This window comes from Acetobacterium fimetarium (assembly GCF_014284475.1).
GTDB lineage: Bacteria > Bacillota > Clostridia > Eubacteriales > Eubacteriaceae > Acetobacterium > Acetobacterium fimetarium.
Map to the genome: position 1 here is coordinate 35,491 of NZ_WJBC01000005.1, position 17,984 is coordinate 53,474.

Consider the following 17,984-nt stretch of genomic DNA (forward strand, 5'->3'; position numbering starts at 1 on the left):
TCTTTCTTTAAAAAATGGAGGAAAAAATGGCAACAATAAAACCTTTTAAAGCTGTTCGTCCCTTTCCGGAGAAGGCTCAGGACGTCGCAGCACTTCCTTACGATGTTTATAACCGAAAAGAAGCAGCCGCTGCGGCAAGAGGGAAGTTAGACTCGTTCTTAAGAGTCGATCGCCCCGAAACGACGCTGGATGATCGGATAAAAATAAATGATCCTTTGGTCTATGAGACCGCCAGAAAAAATCTGGAAAAACTCTTTTATCGGAATGCACTGACCCAGGACACGAAGGATTGCCTTTATATTTATGAACTGATCATGGATGGCAGAAGCCAGATTGGCCTGGTTGTCTGTACCGCGATTGATGAATACCTGGACAATACCATTAAAAAGCATGAGCTAACCCGGGCGGATAAAGAAGCAGACCGGATTAAACATGTGGACGCCTGCGATGCCAACACTGGTCCCATTTTTCTGACCTACCGGGGCCAAGAATCAATTAATGTCATCGTGGATCAATGGCGAAAAGAGAATGCGCCGGTTTATGACTTTGTATCAGATGACGGCATTACCCATCGCGCCTGGGTGATCGATGACGATTCCATCATCAATGGTCTCAGGGATCAATTCAAGCAGGTGGAAAGCCTCTATATCGCTGACGGACATCATCGTTCGGCTTCAGCAGTAAAAGTTAGCTTGATGCGCCGTGAAGCAAATCCCAATTATACGGGAGAAGAAGAATTCAATTATTTCCTTTCCGTGCTGTTCCCGGATGAACAGCTTTATATCATGGACTACAATCGGGTGGTGAAGGATCTAAACGGACTCACGGTTGACGAGTTCTTAAAGGCGCTGTCAGAAAAATTCACGATTGAAGAACGCGGCGCAGAAGCCGTCAAGCCGGATAAAAAAGGAAGCTTTGGTCTCTATCTGGATGATAAATGGTATTTGCTGACGGTCAAAGAAGGCGTCTATGATGCCGATGATCCGGTGAATTCGCTGGATGTGGCGATCCTTCAGAACAATGTGCTCGTTCCGGTTCTGGGAATTGGTGATATCCGGACCGATGAGCGAATTGATTTTGTCGGTGGTATTCGCGGACTGAAAGAACTGGAACGCCGCGTCCATGATGATATGATGCTGGCTTTTGCCATGCATCCAACGTCCATTGACGAGCTGATGAATATTGCCGATGCTGATCTGCTGATGCCGCCAAAATCGACCTGGTTTGAGCCAAAATTGAGAAGCGGATTGTTTATTCACAAACTTTCCTGATTCGATTCGAAAAGATAATTAATTGTTTGAAAAACAAGACATAAAGAGGCGGTACATGATGGTCCGCCTCTTTTTTTGTGCAAAAAATTCTCCTACAAAATGATTGTGTAATGGCGGTGTTTATGATATCCTTTTCAAGAACAGTGCGTTGGAAGAAGATGGAAAACCTGATTCTGACAACAAACAGAAAAGTTGATAATTATAAAGCTATCGTACTGATGCCATGAGGGTTAGTCCCTATTGGAAAGGCGAGAGAATCATGTGTCATTATACACGAAACCACGATCATCGTGGGTTTGTGTTTTACGTGTTTTCCCTGTACCGTCGGTGCAGGGAATTTTTTTCGTTGACCGGGAATCACTAGAACGCGCGCTGCACGTATTAGTGGTGGCTTTTGGAAGAGAAGGTGACTTGTCGAGAAAAAGGAGAAAAAAATGGAAACAAGAATAGGTCTCATCGGAATTGTGGTAGAAAAAAAAGAAGCGGTCGGTAAATTAAACAGCATTCTTAATGACTACAGCGAATACATCGTGGGAAGAATGGGCATCCCCTATCATCAACGGAACGTGTCGGTGATCAGTGTGGTGGTGGATGCATCCACCAACGTGATTAGCTCACTGTCTGGGAAACTGGGAATGATCGACGGGGTCAGCATAAAAACCGTCTATTCAAAATTACCGAAAAGCGAAGAAGCAGACGATAAAAATGAATGAGTTGATAAAAAAGCTGGAAGAGCAGCAAAATTTGAAGAGTGATGAGATGAAATGGCTGTTGGAAAACAACACGCCAGAATTGCGGCAGGAGATTTCGCTCAGAGCAAGAGCAGTTGCTGAGCAAACTTATGGCAAAGACGTCTATACCCGGGGGCTGATCGAATTTACAAATTACTGTAAAAATGACTGTTATTATTGCGGTATAAGAAAGAGCAATGCGCAGGCGCATCGCTACCGTTTGTCTCAGACGGAAATAATGGCATGCTGTAAAACCGGACACGAATTAGGCTTTCGGACATTTGTGCTCCAGGGCGGTGAAGATCCGGCTTTCAAGGATGACCAGATGGTGGAGATCGTACGCGGAATCAGAAAAGAATATCCGGATTGTGCAATCACTCTCTCGATCGGAGAAAAATCACGAGAAAGCTATCAAGCTTTTTTTGAAGCCGGCGCGAACCGCTATCTGCTTCGGCATGAAACAGCCACTGAAGAGCATTATCGGAAACTGCATCCTAGGGCGTTGAGCCTCAGGAACCGGAAGCGATGCCTGAAAGATCTCAAAGAAATCGGATATCAGGTGGGGACCGGGTTTATGGTCGGCTCGCCGCATCAGACAGTCGAAAATATCATCGCGGACTTATGCTTTATTAAAGAGCTGAACCCGGAAATGATCGGCATCGGTCCGTTCATTCCCCATCAGCAGACACCCTATCAGGATGCCCGGCCGGGGACGTTGGAAGAAACGCTTTTAATTATCTCTATCCTGCGGCTGATGTTGCCGAAAGCACTGATTCCGGCAACCACGGCCTTGGGAACCATTGATCCGGAGGGACGGGAACTCGGCATACTGGCTGGCGCCAATGTTGTGATGCCCAATCTGTCACCGGTTGAGGTGAGAAAAGACTATGCACTATATGACAATAAAATCTGCACCGGTGATGAAGCGGCGGAGTGCCGTGTCTGTTTAAGCAGAAGAATGGAATCAATCGGATACGAAATCGTCAATAACCGGGGCGATCATCCGAATAAAAAAAGTTAAGAGGAGAAAAAATGTATAACGTTAAATCAAGCAAAGCAGAAGAATTTATAGATGACCAGGAAGTTCTGGATTCAATCGCATATGCCGAAGAAAATAAAACCAACAAAGCGTTAATCAGCAGTATTATCGACCGCGCCCATGATTTCAAAGGCGTCAGCCACAGGGAAGCGGCCTTGCTGTTAGCCTGTGAACTTGAAGACCAGAACAAACGCATGGTCACACTGGCACAGGATATCAAGAAACGGTTTTATGGCAACCGTATTGTTATGTTTGCGCCTTTGTATCTGTCGAACTACTGCATCAATGGCTGTGTTTACTGTCCGTATCACCGCAAAAACAAAAATATCAGACGCAAGAAACTGTCGCAGGAAGAGATCAGAAAAGAAGTCATCGCACTTCAGGATATGGGACATAAACGTCTGGCCATCGAAGCCGGCGAGGATCCCAAAAATAATCCGCTGGAATACATCCTGGAAAGCATCAAGACAATTTACGGCGTTCACCATAAAAATGGCGATATCCGCCGAGTCAATGTCAATATTGCCGCAACAACCGTGGATGATTACCGAAAACTTAAAGAAGCAGGGATCGGCACCTATATTCTTTTCCAGGAAACCTATCATAAGAAAAATTATGAAGAACTTCACCCAACCGGACCAAAACATGATTATGCATGGCATACCGAAGCCATGGACCGCGCCATGGAGGGGGGAATTGATGATGTCGGCATTGGTGTACTCTTCGGTCTTAACCTGTATCGCTACGATTTTGTTTCGATGCTGATGCACGCCGAACATTTAGAAGCATACAAGGGCGTTGGGCCCCATACCATCAGCGTTCCCAGAATCTGCCCGGCAGATGATATCGATACGGGTGATTTCTCCAATGCGATTTCTGACGAGATCTTTGAAAAAATAGTCACCGTTCTGCGCATTGCCGTGCCCTATACCGGCATGATCATATCCACCAGAGAATCCAAAAAAGTCAGAGAAAAGGTTCTGAAACTGGGCGTTTCACAGATCAGCGGCGGGTCCAGCACCAGCGTCGGCGGTTATGATGAACCGGAACCGGAAGATCAGAATTCGGCTCAATTTGATGTCAGTGATACACGAAAGCTGGATGAAATTGTCAACTGGCTGCTGGATATGGGTCATATCCCAAGCTTCTGCACTGCCTGCTACCGGGAAGGGCGAACCGGCGATCGTTTCATGAAACTGGTGAAATCCGGTCAAATTGCCAACTGCTGTCAGCCAAATGCCATTATGACCTTGAAGGAATATTTGGAAGACTATGCTTCTCCTGATACGAAAGCAAAAGGTGAAATAACCATTGCCCGGGAACTGGAATCGATTCCGAATGATAAGGTCCGTGGTATCGCAACGGCTCATTTGACGGAATTAAACGAAGGAAAACGGGACTTCCGCTTCTAAATTAAATCCAAACTTTACGCTTTATAAAAAAGACCAGTTATCCTATCTTGGGGTGCCGCAAATGAAAACAGCAGCATGGTTCAGATATAATAACTGGTCTTTAATATTGCGTTTTTTTGTGTCGGGGCAGCACGATCAAAGTGGTTGATTACGATTAAAGAAGCGGGGAGAATAATCGCGAAATGCTCTCTTTCATTTTAATCGCATTGCTGCGGTTTTGATAGAGTTCCCTGTCATAATAGGTACAGTATTTAATGTCATCGACAAAAATGTTTTTCAGTTTGGTGGCAACCTTCTGGTCATAGATAAACGCATTGGTTTCAAAGTTGAGCCGGAAACTGCGAATATCGAAATTGCAGGAGCCGACGGAACAGACGGAATCATCCACAACAATGGTTTTGGTATGTAAAAAGCCGTTTTCGTAAATAAAAATCTTGGCGCCGTACTCAACCAGTTCACCAACATAAGCAAGGGTCGCCCAGTAAATAAAGACATGATCGGGCTTGTTGGGAATCATGATGCGAACATCAATGCCCGACAATAATGCAATCTTCAGGGCTTCCAGAATACTTTCATCAGGCACAAAATAAGGCGATTGAATCAGAATATAACTTTCAGCAGTGGTGATCATTCTTAAAAAGCCCTGTTTGATCTGCTGGTTTACCTTGTCGGGACCGCTGGAGACAATCTGGATTCCGGCACCGTTTTTTTGTGGGATGGGAGGGAAATAACGGCTGATTTTTTTATCATCAATCAGTAATTCTTCACTGGAACTGGCCCGCCAGTCCAGCAGAAAACGAAGCTGAAGCTCATAAGCGGAAGAGCCGGTTATTTTCAGGTGGGTATCCCGCCAGTAGCCCATCCTGGCGTTGAGTCCCAGATACTCATTGCCGACATTGAAACCGCCGACGAAACCGGTTTTTCCGTCAATGACCACAATTTTACGATGATTGCGGTAATTGACCCGAAAGTTGAGCATTTTGAATTTTGATGGAAAAAACTCACCGATCTGTCCTCCGGCAGAGATAAAGGGATCAATCACAGAACGTGGCAGGTAGCGTCCCCCCATTGCATCAAAAAGAAGCCGAACTTCCACGCCTTCCAACGCTTTTCGGGTCAGAATATCGATCATTTTCAAGGCTAGCGAATCATTTTTGATAATGTAATATTCAACATGGATAGAGTCTTTGGCCAGTTCCATTGCATCAAATAAGGCGGCAAATTTATCATGGCCGTCGGTGAAAATTTCAACATCATTATCATTGGTATACAGAGATTGGCTTACCCTTAAATGAAACTCAATGGAATGTCGATATTTCTCAATGGGGCTGTCAGGGTTGATGGAAATGATTTCCGAAAGCAGGCGCTGTTGCTGTCGCAGCATATGATGATAACGGATGTTTTCCGGTGTGTTATACCGGAAGATTTTCCGTTTGGTCAAATTCTGAGAAAAAAGCAGATAAAAAAGGAAACCCAATATCGGTACCATCCATAAAAATAGTAGCCAGGCATAGGTGCTTTGCGGATTTTTACGCTCTAAAAAGATGATGGTAAAAGTCAGTGAAATATTCACAATAAAAACAGGGATATATAGGATCGCTGATACACCGAAAAACATCTAAAAACCTCCTTGGTTACCAGGCATTTGTGAGACGATTCAATAACGGATTCAATCCATTCGTGTTGCTGAAAATTGAAGATTGCAGTAATCTTTTCAACTGCCCCGAGATGGGTATAGTATAACATATAACAAAATCACAAAATAGCATTTTACAGTAATATGGATCGATTGGCAATGACGAAATGCCGAAGCTACGAACAGAAGCCGATTTGAGGCATGTGTTTGTAAACAATTTGGGTAAATTGCCAGCTGAATTTTCGGCAGTACCGCAAATGCATGATATCAGTTTAACTTGACAGAAGCTTAAGTTTAATCTTATAATATAGCATGTCTCAGGTTTGTGGTTGAAAGTCGATGCCAGATGCAGGCAAAGCGATCCACGTAAGACAATTCAATAGCGAGTTGTTGATCATGGTGCATCTTAGAAGTAAGTCCAGCCGGCGCAAGCCGAGAGGAGGAGTTGTGAGGCTAACACTGAGCTAAACTTCCTGCTGGCGAGTGTGGGGGAAAAGACCAGGTCAGCTGAGACAAATTAGTATCTGAAATAAATGCTTGAACTTCGATGATATTTTGTGACAAGAAATTGACAGAAATGATTTTGACTAAAGTGTATATAATTGGGTATAATGAGAACAAGATTCGCAGCAGCAATTACGATATTGTGTAAACGAATGAGATTGACCTTTTGAAAGGAGTTGTCGTTATGAGATTTACAATTTACGGAAAAAACATGCATGTATCAGAAGGTTTGAAAGAAACATTAAAAAAGAAGTTTGAAAAATTTGATCGTTATTTTGAAAAGGAAACAGAAGTGTTCGCCACATTCAGCAAAGAAAATAACAATCAGATTAAAAACAATCAAATGTTAGAGGTTACGATTCCAGTCGGAAAAACAATTTTAAGAGCTGAAGAAAGATCGGAAGACATGGTCACTTCGATTGAAAATGCAGTGAATAAACTGGAAGGCCAACTCAGAAAACATAAAACAAAGTTAGAAAGACGGAATCAGGATGAAGTTGTAAAGGTTCATTTTGAGGAAATTGAAGACATCGATGAAGAAAATGCTTTTCAGGCAAAAGTTGTCAGAACGAAAAAGTTTGCTGTAAAACCGATGACGGTTGATGAAGCCACCTTGCAGATGGAACTGCTGGGTCATGATTTCTTTGTATTCCTTAATGGCGAAACCGACGACGTCAATGTTGTGTATATGCGTAAAGATGGGAATTACGGATTAATCGAGCCCACTTTCTAAAGCTTTCTTAAGAAAAAAATTAATGCTGGGCACCCCTTGAAAAGTTGTTTTAAGGGGTGCTTTTGATGATGTTAATTTAAAAAATGAATATTTTCGAATTTATTTTTGAATTTAGTAATAAATTAGCCATAAAGTTTTGACAGAACTTTTCTTTTGCTTTAAAATAGAGCTATGTGTACAACAGGGTTTGTTTATCTCATCAAAAGAAGCAGATCAAGGATACCTAATAATAATGAAAGAATTATGAAATAAATAGTGGGGTTGAAACAAATATGTTAATACTTATTGCAATTATTTTAGGCTTTTTAATTGGAAAAATACGAAGAGGAAGTCTTCATGGCTTTAGAGTAAGAAAAATCTCTTTGTTGCCGGTAGGAATTATCGGTTTATTGTTGCAAATTGCTTTGCGGTTTTATATCTACACTGGCGGGATCTCATTCATTGAACCTTATCTGGAAATCGTAAATTTTGCAAGCTACATCCTGATTCTGGTCATGCTCGTCTTCAATCTGGACGACTTTTGGGTCATTCTGATGGCAATGGGCGTCACCGCCAATTTTGTTGTCATCTTTATCAATGGCGGACACATGCCGATTTCTCAAGGTGTGATTGATATTCTACCGACTGCTTTTGGCCAACAGATCACCCAGGGATTAAGTCCGATCTATTCATTAATTCAACCCAACACATTATTGTGGTTTTTAGGAATCAATCTGCCCTTGCCGGTACCTTATGTACCGCTGGCGATGAGCCTTTATGGAACGGCCGCCGGTGTCAGTGCCGGTACGATTGTGGCACTCATCGGGTTCACTGGTTTTATTCAGTATGTGATGAACAAAAAAGCATCCTTTATTCATGACGAAAATATGCAAATTGCCGATGATGAAGGAATCTTCGGCGATGACGAAAAAGATATCGAAGGCGTGACAATCCAGTCGGGTTTAGATGAGAGCGAAATCGACATGGATGATTTTTACCGGGATATGGCCGCAACCGGTGCGATTCATGGGGATCGTGACGAAAACGAAACGCTTGCGGCTCCAGCAGAAACGGTCATGATTCCGACGGAAACGGTGATGAATCCGGATGAAACGATGGTGATACCCAGTGATGATTTCGAGACAAAAATCACTCCAGCTAATCTGGATGAAATCGACCAGGAAATTGGGACTGAAACGGAAGAAATTATCATCAATGATCAGATGGCTCAGGAAACCCGAGTCATGGAGCCAGTCGATGATGGAAGCACGAAGATATTAAGCAACATTCAGGAAGTCGGGACCTATGTTGCCGGTAAAAATGAATTGGAAGCAGCGGATATGGAAGAAATTCTCAACAGTGAAGATGCCGGATTTTTCACCAAAAAGTATTATGAAGAAAAACTTGCGGTTGAGAAAGAGCGGCTGGAACTTCAAATGCGGGAAATGGAATTGAACAGGACCGCGAAGGCCTTGCATGATCCGACAATTTCGCCCGAATCGATTCCCGGTTCAGACTTGAGAATTGTCGAAAGTTTCAAACTGACAGAATTGGATCAGCCTTTTATTTTGCGCAGTGAAAAGAATGAAGAGGAAAGCAGCACGGCTGCCCAAACGGAAGAAGAAGATGAATTCTCCCAGGATGAAATGCTCAGCGTCTGGCAACGATTGAATGTTGAGGATGAAAAACGCAAGGCGAGCCGACGCAAGCAATCCATTAAAGAAAGCAGCAAGGAAACCGACAGCTTTTTCGTATCTTCTGAACATGATGAGGATGTCGCTATACCATTCAAAGAAATTGAAGAAGTGACTGAACCGGTCGTCGGCAGAGTCTACAAGAGTTCGGATGAAGACAAAAATAAAGTTCTCGAAAACATGAATGAGGAACAGCGGAAAAAATTCGAAGATACCATCGAGGAAAGAAAAAGAGCCGGCTATGAATTAGTTGAATTAAAACTTGACGGCAAGGACGTTGCTTTCTGGCGAAAGAAAAAATGATCGTCAAACGATATAATTAAAGAAACAGAAGGGACTGTATAAAAAAATGCAGTCCCTTTTAAATTATCTAAAGTATCTTTAAAGGGAATATGGTATAATGAAGTTTAGTTTGATATTAAGTTGTTTTATTGAATTGAATTTTAATCGATAAGTTAAGAAGGAGTGAATAGTTTGGGAATTTTAGACCAGATATTTGATAGTAACAGAAAAGAACTAAAACGCATGCAAAAAAAGGTGGAACAGATCCTGGCGCTTGAGAGCCGTTATGCAGCGATGAGCGATGATGAATTAAAAGGGCAGACACCAATATTAAAAGAACGTCTTTCTCAGGGAGAGACGCTGGATGATCTGTTGGTAGATGCATTTGCAACGGTTCGTGAAGCCGGCAGCCGCATCCTCGGAATGAAACATTTCCCGGTGCAGCTCCTTGGGGGCATGGCGCTGCATGAGGGAAATATCGCGGAGATGAAAACCGGTGAAGGAAAAACGCTGGTATCAACATTGCCGGCCTATCTCAATGCATTGGACGGACACGGCGTTTATATTGTTACCGTCAATGACTATCTTGCAAAACGAGACAGTGCCTGGATGGGTCAACTGCATGAGTTTTTAGGGTTAAGTGTGGGACTGGTTGTTCACGGTCTGTCATTCCAGGAAAAAAATGCGGCTTATGCCTGTGACATTGTTTACGGAACCAACAACGAATTCGGCTTCGATTACCTCCGTGACAATATGGCAGGAACGAAAGCCCAGCAGGTCCAGCGCGAATTGAATTACGCCATCATCGATGAAGTCGACAGTGTTCTGGTGGATGAAGCGAGAACACCGCTGATCATTTCCGGCAGTGGTGATAAGAGCACGAAGCTGTATGCTTTGGCCAACAGTTTTGCAAGAACGCTCAAAGAAGATGACTACATCAAAGATGAAAAGGCAAAATCCGTCATGTTATCTGAAGAAGGTATTGTGAAGGCGGAAAAATATTTCAATCTGACCAATCTGGCGGATATGGAAAACATGGAAATATTCCATAATATCAACCAGGCTCTGCATGCGAATACCCTGATGCTTAAGGATCGTGACTACGTGATCAAAGACGGGGAGATCATAATCGTCGATGAGTTCACCGGACGATTAATGCCGGGACGGCGTTATTCCAATGGACTGCATCAGGCCATCGAGGCGAAGGAAAACGTCAAAGTCAATCGGGAATCAAAAACACTGGCGACTGTAACCTTCCAGAATTATTTTAGAATGTTCAAAAAGCTATCCGGTATGACCGGAACAGCCAAAACGGAAGAGGATGAGTTCCAGACGATCTACAACCTTAACGTTATCACCATTCCCACCAACAAACCGTTGATCAGACAGGATCTCAACGATCTGATTTATAAAAGTGAAAAAGGAAAATTCATGGCAGCGACCGAAGAAGTCAAACGGCGCCATGCAACGGGCCAGCCGATTTTGATTGGTACCATATCAATTGAAAAATCCGAGCTGCTCAGTGGTTATCTCAAGCGTTCCGGGATCAAGCACAATGTGCTGAATGCCAAACACCTTGAAAAGGAAGCTGAAATTGTAGCCAACGCCGGCCAGATGAATGCCGTTACGATTTCGACCAATATGGCTGGGCGTGGTACCGATATTGTTCTGGGTGAAGGAGTTACGGAAGTCGGCGGCCTCCATATTCTGGGCACCGAACGTCACGAAAGTCGTCGTATTGACAATCAGCTCCGTGGCCGTGCCGGACGTCAGGGCGATCCGGGATCATCGCAGTTTTTTGTGTCCCTGGAAGATGACCTGATGCGTGTTTTTGGTTCCGAAAAAATTCAGGGCATGATCGAAACCCTTGGAATGGACGAAGAAACACCGATTGAGAATAAGATGCTGACCAAGGGCATTGAAAACTCTCAGAAACGTGTGGAAGGGCGCAACTTCGATATCAGAAAGCACGTTCTTCAATACGACAATGTCATGAATCGTCAAAGGGAACTTATTTACCAGCAGCGTCAGGAAGTCATTGACGGAAAAGACATGGAAAATGAAATCTGGAGCATGACCGAGATTCTGATTAATGCCTATGTTAATATGTTTACCGGTGAGGGACAGTATTATGATGACTGGGATCTGGCAGGACTAACCAAGCATCTTGAATCAAACGTGTTGCCGAAAGGGCGCGTGGCACTACCGGAAAAACCGGAAAGCAGGGAAGTACTGGTCGAAGCCATCCTGGCAGAATGCCGCAAAGTTCTGGAAGAAAAGAAGGAAATATTGGGACTCGAACAGCTTCAGAATGTTGAGCGTATGATTCTGCTGCGAACCGTTGATGCCGCATGGATGGAACATATCGATAATATGGATCAGCTTAAACAGGGAATCGGGCTCCGGGCATACGGCCAGAATGATCCGGTCAAAGAGTATACACGGGAAGGTTTTGATCTTTTTGACGACATGGTCCTGCGAATTCAGGAAGACACCGTAAAATATCTGTTTAACTTGAATATCAAGATTGTTCCGGCTGAAGAGGCCAACAAGAGCGTCGATTTTGATCAGATGAAAACCAATGAAAATGAAATTGAAGGAAAACCGACGGGTCCGGCTTCCGCCCAGAACAAGGTAGGACGAAATGATCCCTGTCCCTGCGGCAGCGGTAAAAAATATAAAAAATGCTGTGGCGCATAATAAACATATTTGTTTAGCCGGCAGTGAGTACAGTAACAGGAAGGAAGTGATTAGTTGTGATCGATTTGTATGAACAAAAACAAATCATAAATGCAATGGAAACTAAACTGAAGGAATTGGGGGATTCACTTTGACTTACCCAAACTGGTTGGTCAAATAGAAGAACTGCAACAGAAAACCGAGAGCGCAGACTTTTGGAATGATCAGAAGAGCGCCCAAATTGTCTTAAAAGAATTAAAACTGATTAAGATAAAAGTGGATCATTATAAGGCTCTGGCAGAGTCACTCGATGATGTGCTGGTGATGCTTGAACTGGTGGAAGAAGGCGAAATACTGGAAGATTTCGAAGGCGCCATCAAAGCGCTTGATGAAAAATTGAATAACTTCCGCATTGAGACCCTGCTGTCCGGAGAATATGACAGCAACAATGCGATCATTTCGCTTCATCCCGGAGCCGGTGGAACGGAGTCTCAGGATTGGACCGAAATGCTGTTGCGGATGTATACCCGCTGGGCCGAAAAAAAGGGCTACAAGGTCAAAACGCTGGATCTTCAGCCCGGCGATGTGGCCGGGATCAAAAGCGTCACCCTGCTGATTGAAGGGGTCAATGCCTACGGTTATCTCAAGACCGAACGTGGTGTACACCGGCTGGTGCGCATATCTCCTTTCGATTCATCCGGACGCCGGCACACTTCTTTTGCTTCGCTGGATGTTTCCCCCGAGGTTGATGAAACGGTTGAAATAGAAATTCTGCCGGACGATATCCGGATCGACACTTATCGTGCCAGTGGCGCCGGCGGGCAACACGTCAACAAAACGGATTCAGCAATCCGGATCACCCATCTTAAAACGGGAATCGTGGTGCAATGCCAGAACGAGCGATCGCAGCATCAGAACAAAGAGGTCGCCATGGGAATGCTGAAAGGCAAGCTGGTTGAAATTATGGAACAGGAAAAAATGGACCGGATTGAGGACATCAAGGGCGATTACAGCCAGATTGCCTGGGGCAGTCAGATTCGTTCCTATGTGTTTCATCCCTATACCATGGTTAAGGATCATCGGACCAATGTGGAAGTTGGAAATGTGGCCAGCGTCATGGATGGCGATCTGGACATTTTCATGAATGCCTATCTCAATACAATGGTCAGCTGAATCGTATTCACACTGTATATTAAGAAGAAAATTTTGGAGGGAAAAATGGCAAAAACCTATCAGCAAATAAACGAAAAAATCGCCCGAGGCGAAGCCGTCGTCGTCACGGCGGAAGAAGTGATTGACATTGTAAAAGAACGTGGTTTGAAGGATGCAGCCGATTATGTCGATGTTGTGACCACTGCCACCTTCGGTCCGATGTGCTCATCAGGAGCGTTTCTGAACTTTGGCCATTCCGATCCCCCCATTCGCATGGCGGAGATCAGCCTGAACGGAGTTGCTGCGAGCGGCGGTTTGGCGGCAGTCGATACCTACCTGGGTGCCACCCAACCATCCCAAGACAGAGGCATCGAATACGGTGGAGCGCACGTCATCAACGACTTGATAGCCGGGAAAGAGGTACACCTGGTCGCGACATCGCGGGGAACCGATTGCTATCCCCGAAAAGAAATCGATACCTGGGTAAAACTGGAAGATATGAATGAAGCGTATCTGTTCAATCCCAGAAACTGTTACCAGAATTACAATGCGGCCATCAACACTTCCAGCAAACGAATCTACACTTACATGGGTATTCTGCAACCCAACATGGGGAATATCACCTACAGCACGGCTGGTGAATTAAGCCCCCTCCTTAATGACCCCTTATTAAAAACGATTGGTATGGGGACCAGGCTTTTCTTTGGCGGTGCGCAGGGATATGTTTCCTGGATGGGGACGCAATTCAATACCGCCTGTGAAAGAGATGAAAAGGGATACCCGACGACTTCCGGGGCCACATTAGCGCTGATCGGCAATATGAAGGAGATGAATCCAGCATATATTCGGGGAGCGGTGTACGAAAAGTACGGCACCTCGATGTTTGTCGGCATCGGGATTCCTATTCCGATCTTAAATGAAGAAATGATGTCGTTTGTCAGTGTCGAAAACAAGGATCTATACACCTATGTTTTTGACTACAGTGTCGCCAGCGGAGGGCATCCAAAACTGAAAAAAGTAAGCTATGCCGAGCTCAGAAGCGGATCCGTGGATATTAACGGAAAAATGATTAAAACATCACCGCTGTCAAGCTTGAAAGTGGCACGCGAAATCGCTCTGGAACTCAACCACTGGATAAAAAAGGGTCAGTTTTTTCTTCAGGAACCGATTCAGAGCTTCCCCATGGCTAATGCGCTGAAAAGTCTTGAAATTAAGGAGGGTGAAGCACGATGATCACAAAAAAAATACTGCTGTCCTTTCCCAAAATGGCCACAGGCAAACCGATGGCGATGGAATTGATAAAAACCTACAACCTGGATTTCAGCATTCTCAAAGCGATGATCGATGATAATATAAAGGGCACACTGCTTCTTGAAATAAGAGGAAAACAGACCGATATCGATGCCGGGATCGTTTTTCTGCGGGAAAACCAGATCGGCGTGAAAGATGTTCAGTCAATGGTCGTCGTTGATCAAAAGAAGTGTGTTTCCTGCGGTGCCTGCACGGCTGTCTGTGCTGTCAATGCTCTTGAAATGGATGAAAACTGGTCATTGGTTCACCATGAAGACAAGTGTCTTGAGTGTATGTTGTGTGTTAAAGCCTGCCCAATGCGGGCGATTCATACGGTTATGTAGTCACATGGCCTATGAAGAACGAATATATCGCAGTCAAATGAAAGCCGAGGACCTGGAATATTTCCAGGTCCTCGAATTCGAATCCGACCTCTTTATCGGCATTGCAAGAAATGCCAATCAGCCAATGATCTCCCAGCTTGTTTTAAAAGAAGTAAAAAGGCTCAGAAAAGCCATTGCAGCTTATGATCAGCAACACCCGAATTTCATCGAATCGCTGCTGCCACTGGCGTCAGATCGACTGGCACAACCCATCGTTGCGGACATGCTGGAAGCGGGCATTAAAACCGGTGTTGGCCCGATGGCAGCGGTGGCCGGTGCGGTCTCAAAATATGTCGGTAAAATTCTGGAACCCTATTCCGAAGAAATCATTGTCGAAAATGGCGGAGACCTTCTGATCAAGACAAAAAAAGTCAGACGGATTGCACTGCACACCGGTAATTCTCAGTTTCCCGGCCTCAGTTTGAAAATAAAACCGGCGGAAAAGGCCATGGGGATTTGTACCTCGTCCGGGGTAATGGGACATTCCCTGAGTTTTGGCAAAGCGGATGCCGTCACGGTTCTCAGTGAAGATGTTCCCCTGGCTGATGCAGCGGCGACAGCCCTCGGCAACCGCATCAAAAAACCGGAAGATGTAGCCAGAGGGATTGAATGGGTGAAAAAAATTCCGGGCATAACCGGAGCGCTGATTCTCATTGAGGATCAGCTTGGCGCCTGGGGAGCGATTGAATTATGCTAGGGATCAATGTGCATTTGTCTTATAGCTGGTTAAAAACCACCGATTTGATTTTGAAAATAAACTAAAACCGGTATTCAAGCTCACGGAAGTTTATAAACGCCTTAGATAAAAAATATTGCAAGGAGAAAGAAGATGAATATAAAAGAGATACTCAGGAATAAAAGACTCTATCTGGATGGCGCAATGGGGAGTCTGCTCCAGAGTAAGCTGGATAGAGTTGGCCCGATACCGGAAGTTTTAAATGTGACCCACCCTGAGGTGATCAGGGAAATCCATCAATTGTACATCGATGCCGGGGCAGATATTATCCTGGCCAATACATTTGGCGTGAACGGCTACAAGCTAAAAGACACGGATTATACGGTGAACCAGCTGGTAACAGCCGGAGTAAAAAATGTCAAAGCACTTCAGCCGGATTTTGTCGGGCTGGATATTGGCCCTCTGGGCACACTGATCGGCACCTTTGGCGACGTATCCTTCGATGAGGCAGTGGACTATTTCAAAGAGATCATTGTGGCGGGAGATAAGGCCGGAGCGGACCTGATCGTCATAGAAACGATGACGGATATCTGTGAAGTCCGGGCCGCACTGATTGCCGCCAAAGAAGTTTCCAATCTGCCGGTGATTGCTTCCATGACTTACGAAGAAAACAGACGCACACTAACCGGATCTGATGCCCTGACAGTGGTCAGCATTCTGGAAGGACTGGGTGCCGACGTCATCGGAATCAACTGCTCTACCGGACCGGATGGCATGCTGCCGATCATTGAAGATCTGATTCATTATGCCAGCGTTCCCATTATGGTAGAACCCAATGCCGGACTGCCTCAGATGGTTGACGGTAAGACGCACTACGATATCGATATCGACGAGTTTACCCGGTATATGGTCGAAATTGCAAGAATGGGAGCTGTCGTTTTAGGCGGATGCTGCGGCACAACGCCGGACTACATCAGAAAAATGATTCAGGCGACCTGCGATTTGCCGATTGCCACCATTGAGGATAAAGGATATACGACCGTATCGTCCAGCACTAAAACCCTGATTCTCGGAAACGATGTTCAGATCATCGGGGAGAGCATCAACCCGACCACGAATCAGCTTTTGAAGGACTCGCTCTCCCGCGGCGAGTTAGCCATGGTATCCCAATTAGCGGTTGACCAGAAAAAGGAAGGGGCCCATATTCTGGATATCAATCTGGGATTGCCCGGCATCGATGAAGTGGGAATGATGAAAGACGCGGTGGACACCGTCAGTCGCCTGGTGGATAGTCCTCTGCAGATCGATTCATCCAATCCGGAAGTCATTGAAGCCGTATTGCGGAGCTATCCGGGAAAAGCCATCATCAACTCGGTTAACGGCAAAAAAAGTTCTATGGAAACCCTGTTTCCCATTGCCCAAAAATATGGCGCCGTTGTGCTGGGACTGACTATGGATGAAAACGGGATTCCCGGCAAAGCCGAAGAGCGGGTTGCCATTGCCGAAAAAATCATTGAAGGCGGAGCGGCTTTTGGAATAGCAAAGAAAAACATCATGCTGGATTGTCTGGTATTGACGGCATCGGCCCAGCAGGCAGAGGTTAAAGAAACGATAAAAGCGCTGCGGATAATCCGTGAAAAGCTGGACGTTCCAACGGTTCTTGGGGTTTCCAATATCTCTTTTGGCCTGCCCAACCGGGAGCTGCTGAATCGGACATTTCTGGGACTGGCTCTGGAAGCCGGATTGACCAATCCGATCATGAATCCGAATGACAGAGAAATGATGGATACAATCAACGCTTTTCGAGCTTTATGGGGGCTGGACCGACAGTGTATTGCCTATGCCAAACACTATAAAGAGACGCCGGTTAAAGAAACCGGCAATGACAACCACAAAGAATCAATCAGTCTGAAAGAAATCATTGAAGAGGGACTGGCTGATCAGGCGGCAAAAGCAACCGAAGCGCTTCTAAAAATAAGAGAACCGATGGATATCATCAACAATCAGATTATCCCCGGTTTGGATGCGGTCGGAGATGCTTTTGAAACCGGCGAGAGCTTTTTGCCGAATTTGATTTTTGCAGCGGAAACAGCGCAAAAAGCCTTTGATGTGATTAAAACGACCATGAAAAAAGAAGGAAAAACGCAAGTTTCAAAAGGCAAGATCATTCTGGCAACCGTCGAGGGTGATGTTCACGACATCGGCAAAAACATTCTCAAAGTCATTCTGGAAAACTATGGCTATGAAATCATCGACTTGGGCAAAGACGTCAAAGCGGAAACCGTCATCGCGGCGGTTTCACAAGCAAACATTCAGCTGGTCGGACTCAGCGCGTTGATGACGACAACGGTAAAAAATATGGAAAGCATGATCGCCGCGATCAAGGCAAACTGTCCGGCGACCACCGTTATGGTTGGCGGAGCCGTACTCAATGCCGGATACGCCCAAACCATTGGGGCGGATTATTACGGAAAAGATGCTCGGGAAGGCGCAAATATCGCGAAAAAAGTATTTGAGTAAACT

Annotated in this window: 13 protein-coding genes; 12 read left to right on the top strand and 1 reads right to left on the bottom strand. The window is 45.0% G+C overall.

Annotated features, from left to right (window positions below; translation table 11 throughout):
- The first annotated feature begins 26 nt into the window (after window positions 1–26).
- The 4 genes from GH808_RS04960 (at window position 27) to hydG (ending at window position 4,453) form a co-directional block, all read left to right on the top strand.
- Window positions 27–1,271, top strand: a complete 1,245-nt coding sequence (locus GH808_RS04960; protein WP_186841691.1) for a DUF1015 domain-containing protein — start codon at window positions 27–29, stop codon at window positions 1,269–1,271.
- Between the two features lie 434 nt (window positions 1,272–1,705).
- Entirely contained in the window at window positions 1,706–1,984 is a 279-nt protein-coding gene (locus tag GH808_RS04965; RefSeq protein ID WP_186841692.1) for a TM1266 family iron-only hydrogenase system putative regulator, read from the top strand.
- A complete protein-coding gene (gene hydE, locus GH808_RS04970; RefSeq protein ID WP_186841693.1) occupies window positions 1,977–3,023 on the top strand; it encodes a [FeFe] hydrogenase H-cluster radical SAM maturase HydE in 1,047 nt (348 codons plus the stop codon). Before GH808_RS04965 ends, hydE begins: the two co-directional genes overlap by 8 nt.
- A gap of 11 nt (window positions 3,024–3,034) precedes the next feature.
- Window positions 3,035–4,453, top strand: coding sequence for a [FeFe] hydrogenase H-cluster radical SAM maturase HydG (hydG, locus tag GH808_RS04975; protein WP_186841694.1), 1,419 nt, complete (start codon window positions 3,035–3,037; stop codon window positions 4,451–4,453).
- Between the two features lie 154 nt (window positions 4,454–4,607).
- Here hydG and cls read toward each other — a convergent pair whose 3' ends face one another.
- Window positions 4,608–6,071, bottom strand: coding sequence for a cardiolipin synthase (cls, locus tag GH808_RS04980; protein ID WP_186841695.1), 1,464 nt, complete (start codon window positions 6,069–6,071; stop codon window positions 4,608–4,610).
- Between the two features lie 706 nt (window positions 6,072–6,777).
- On the opposite strand from cls, the gene hpf reads away from it, so the two are divergent.
- From hpf to GH808_RS05020, 8 genes are all read left to right on the top strand, one after another.
- Window positions 6,778–7,326 (top strand): ribosome hibernation-promoting factor, HPF/YfiA family, encoded by a 549-nt coding sequence (gene hpf / locus GH808_RS04985; RefSeq protein WP_186841696.1) that lies wholly within the window; start codon window positions 6,778–6,780, stop codon window positions 7,324–7,326.
- Window positions 7,327–7,598: 272 nt separating this feature from the next.
- Window positions 7,599–9,302, top strand: coding sequence for a DUF5317 domain-containing protein (locus GH808_RS04990; protein ID WP_186841697.1), 1,704 nt, complete (start codon window positions 7,599–7,601; stop codon window positions 9,300–9,302).
- A 171-nt stretch (window positions 9,303–9,473) separates the two neighbouring features.
- Complete coding sequence (gene secA / locus GH808_RS04995) at window positions 9,474–11,981, top strand: preprotein translocase subunit SecA (RefSeq protein ID WP_186841698.1); 2,508 nt, start codon at window positions 9,474–9,476, stop codon at window positions 11,979–11,981.
- A gap of 56 nt (window positions 11,982–12,037) precedes the next feature.
- Window positions 12,038–13,133 (top strand): peptide chain release factor 2 gene (prfB, locus tag GH808_RS05000; protein ID WP_420797520.1). Its coding sequence is split into 2 segments (ribosomal slippage): window positions 12,038–12,100 and window positions 12,102–13,133, totalling 1,095 coding nucleotides; the frame shifts between segments, so codons are not numbered across the junction.
- Between the two features lie 45 nt (window positions 13,134–13,178).
- Window positions 13,179–14,345 (top strand): homocysteine biosynthesis protein, encoded by a 1,167-nt coding sequence (locus tag GH808_RS05005; protein ID WP_186841700.1) that lies wholly within the window; start codon window positions 13,179–13,181, stop codon window positions 14,343–14,345.
- Complete coding sequence (locus GH808_RS05010; protein WP_186841701.1) at window positions 14,342–14,746, top strand: NIL domain-containing protein; 405 nt, start codon at window positions 14,342–14,344, stop codon at window positions 14,744–14,746. Before GH808_RS05005 ends, GH808_RS05010 begins: the two co-directional genes overlap by 4 nt.
- A gap of 4 nt (window positions 14,747–14,750) precedes the next feature.
- A complete protein-coding gene (locus GH808_RS05015; RefSeq protein WP_186841702.1) occupies window positions 14,751–15,482 on the top strand; it encodes a UPF0280 family protein in 732 nt (243 codons plus the stop codon).
- 132 nt (window positions 15,483–15,614) lie between these two features.
- A complete protein-coding gene (locus GH808_RS05020) occupies window positions 15,615–17,981 on the top strand; it encodes a homocysteine S-methyltransferase family protein (protein WP_186841703.1) in 2,367 nt (788 codons plus the stop codon).
- Window positions 17,982–17,984: the final 3 nt, after the last annotated feature.

Bases quoted from the DNA above. Each gene is read 5' to 3' on its own strand.
- GH808_RS05010 (WP_186841701.1), top strand. From the start codon at position 14,342: ATGATCACAAAAAAAATACTGCTGTCCTTTCCCAAAATGGCCACAGGC.
- hydG (WP_186841694.1), top strand. From the start codon at position 3,035: ATGTATAACGTTAAATCAAGCAAAGCAGAAGAATTTATAGATGACCAG.
- GH808_RS05005 (WP_186841700.1), top strand. From the start codon at position 13,179: ATGGCAAAAACCTATCAGCAAATAAACGAAAAAATCGCCCGAGGCGAA.
- GH808_RS04990 (WP_186841697.1), top strand. From the start codon at position 7,599: ATGTTAATACTTATTGCAATTATTTTAGGCTTTTTAATTGGAAAAATA.
- GH808_RS04965 (WP_186841692.1), top strand. From the start codon at position 1,706: ATGGAAACAAGAATAGGTCTCATCGGAATTGTGGTAGAAAAAAAAGAA.
- GH808_RS05015 (WP_186841702.1), top strand. From the start codon at position 14,751: ATGGCCTATGAAGAACGAATATATCGCAGTCAAATGAAAGCCGAGGAC.
- hpf (WP_186841696.1), top strand. From the start codon at position 6,778: ATGAGATTTACAATTTACGGAAAAAACATGCATGTATCAGAAGGTTTG.
- cls (WP_186841695.1), bottom strand. From the start codon at position 6,071: ATGTTTTTCGGTGTATCAGCGATCCTATATATCCCTGTTTTTATTGTG.
- GH808_RS04960 (WP_186841691.1), top strand. From the start codon at position 27: ATGGCAACAATAAAACCTTTTAAAGCTGTTCGTCCCTTTCCGGAGAAG.
- hydE (WP_186841693.1), top strand. From the start codon at position 1,977: ATGAATGAGTTGATAAAAAAGCTGGAAGAGCAGCAAAATTTGAAGAGT.
- GH808_RS05020 (WP_186841703.1), top strand. From the start codon at position 15,615: ATGAATATAAAAGAGATACTCAGGAATAAAAGACTCTATCTGGATGGC.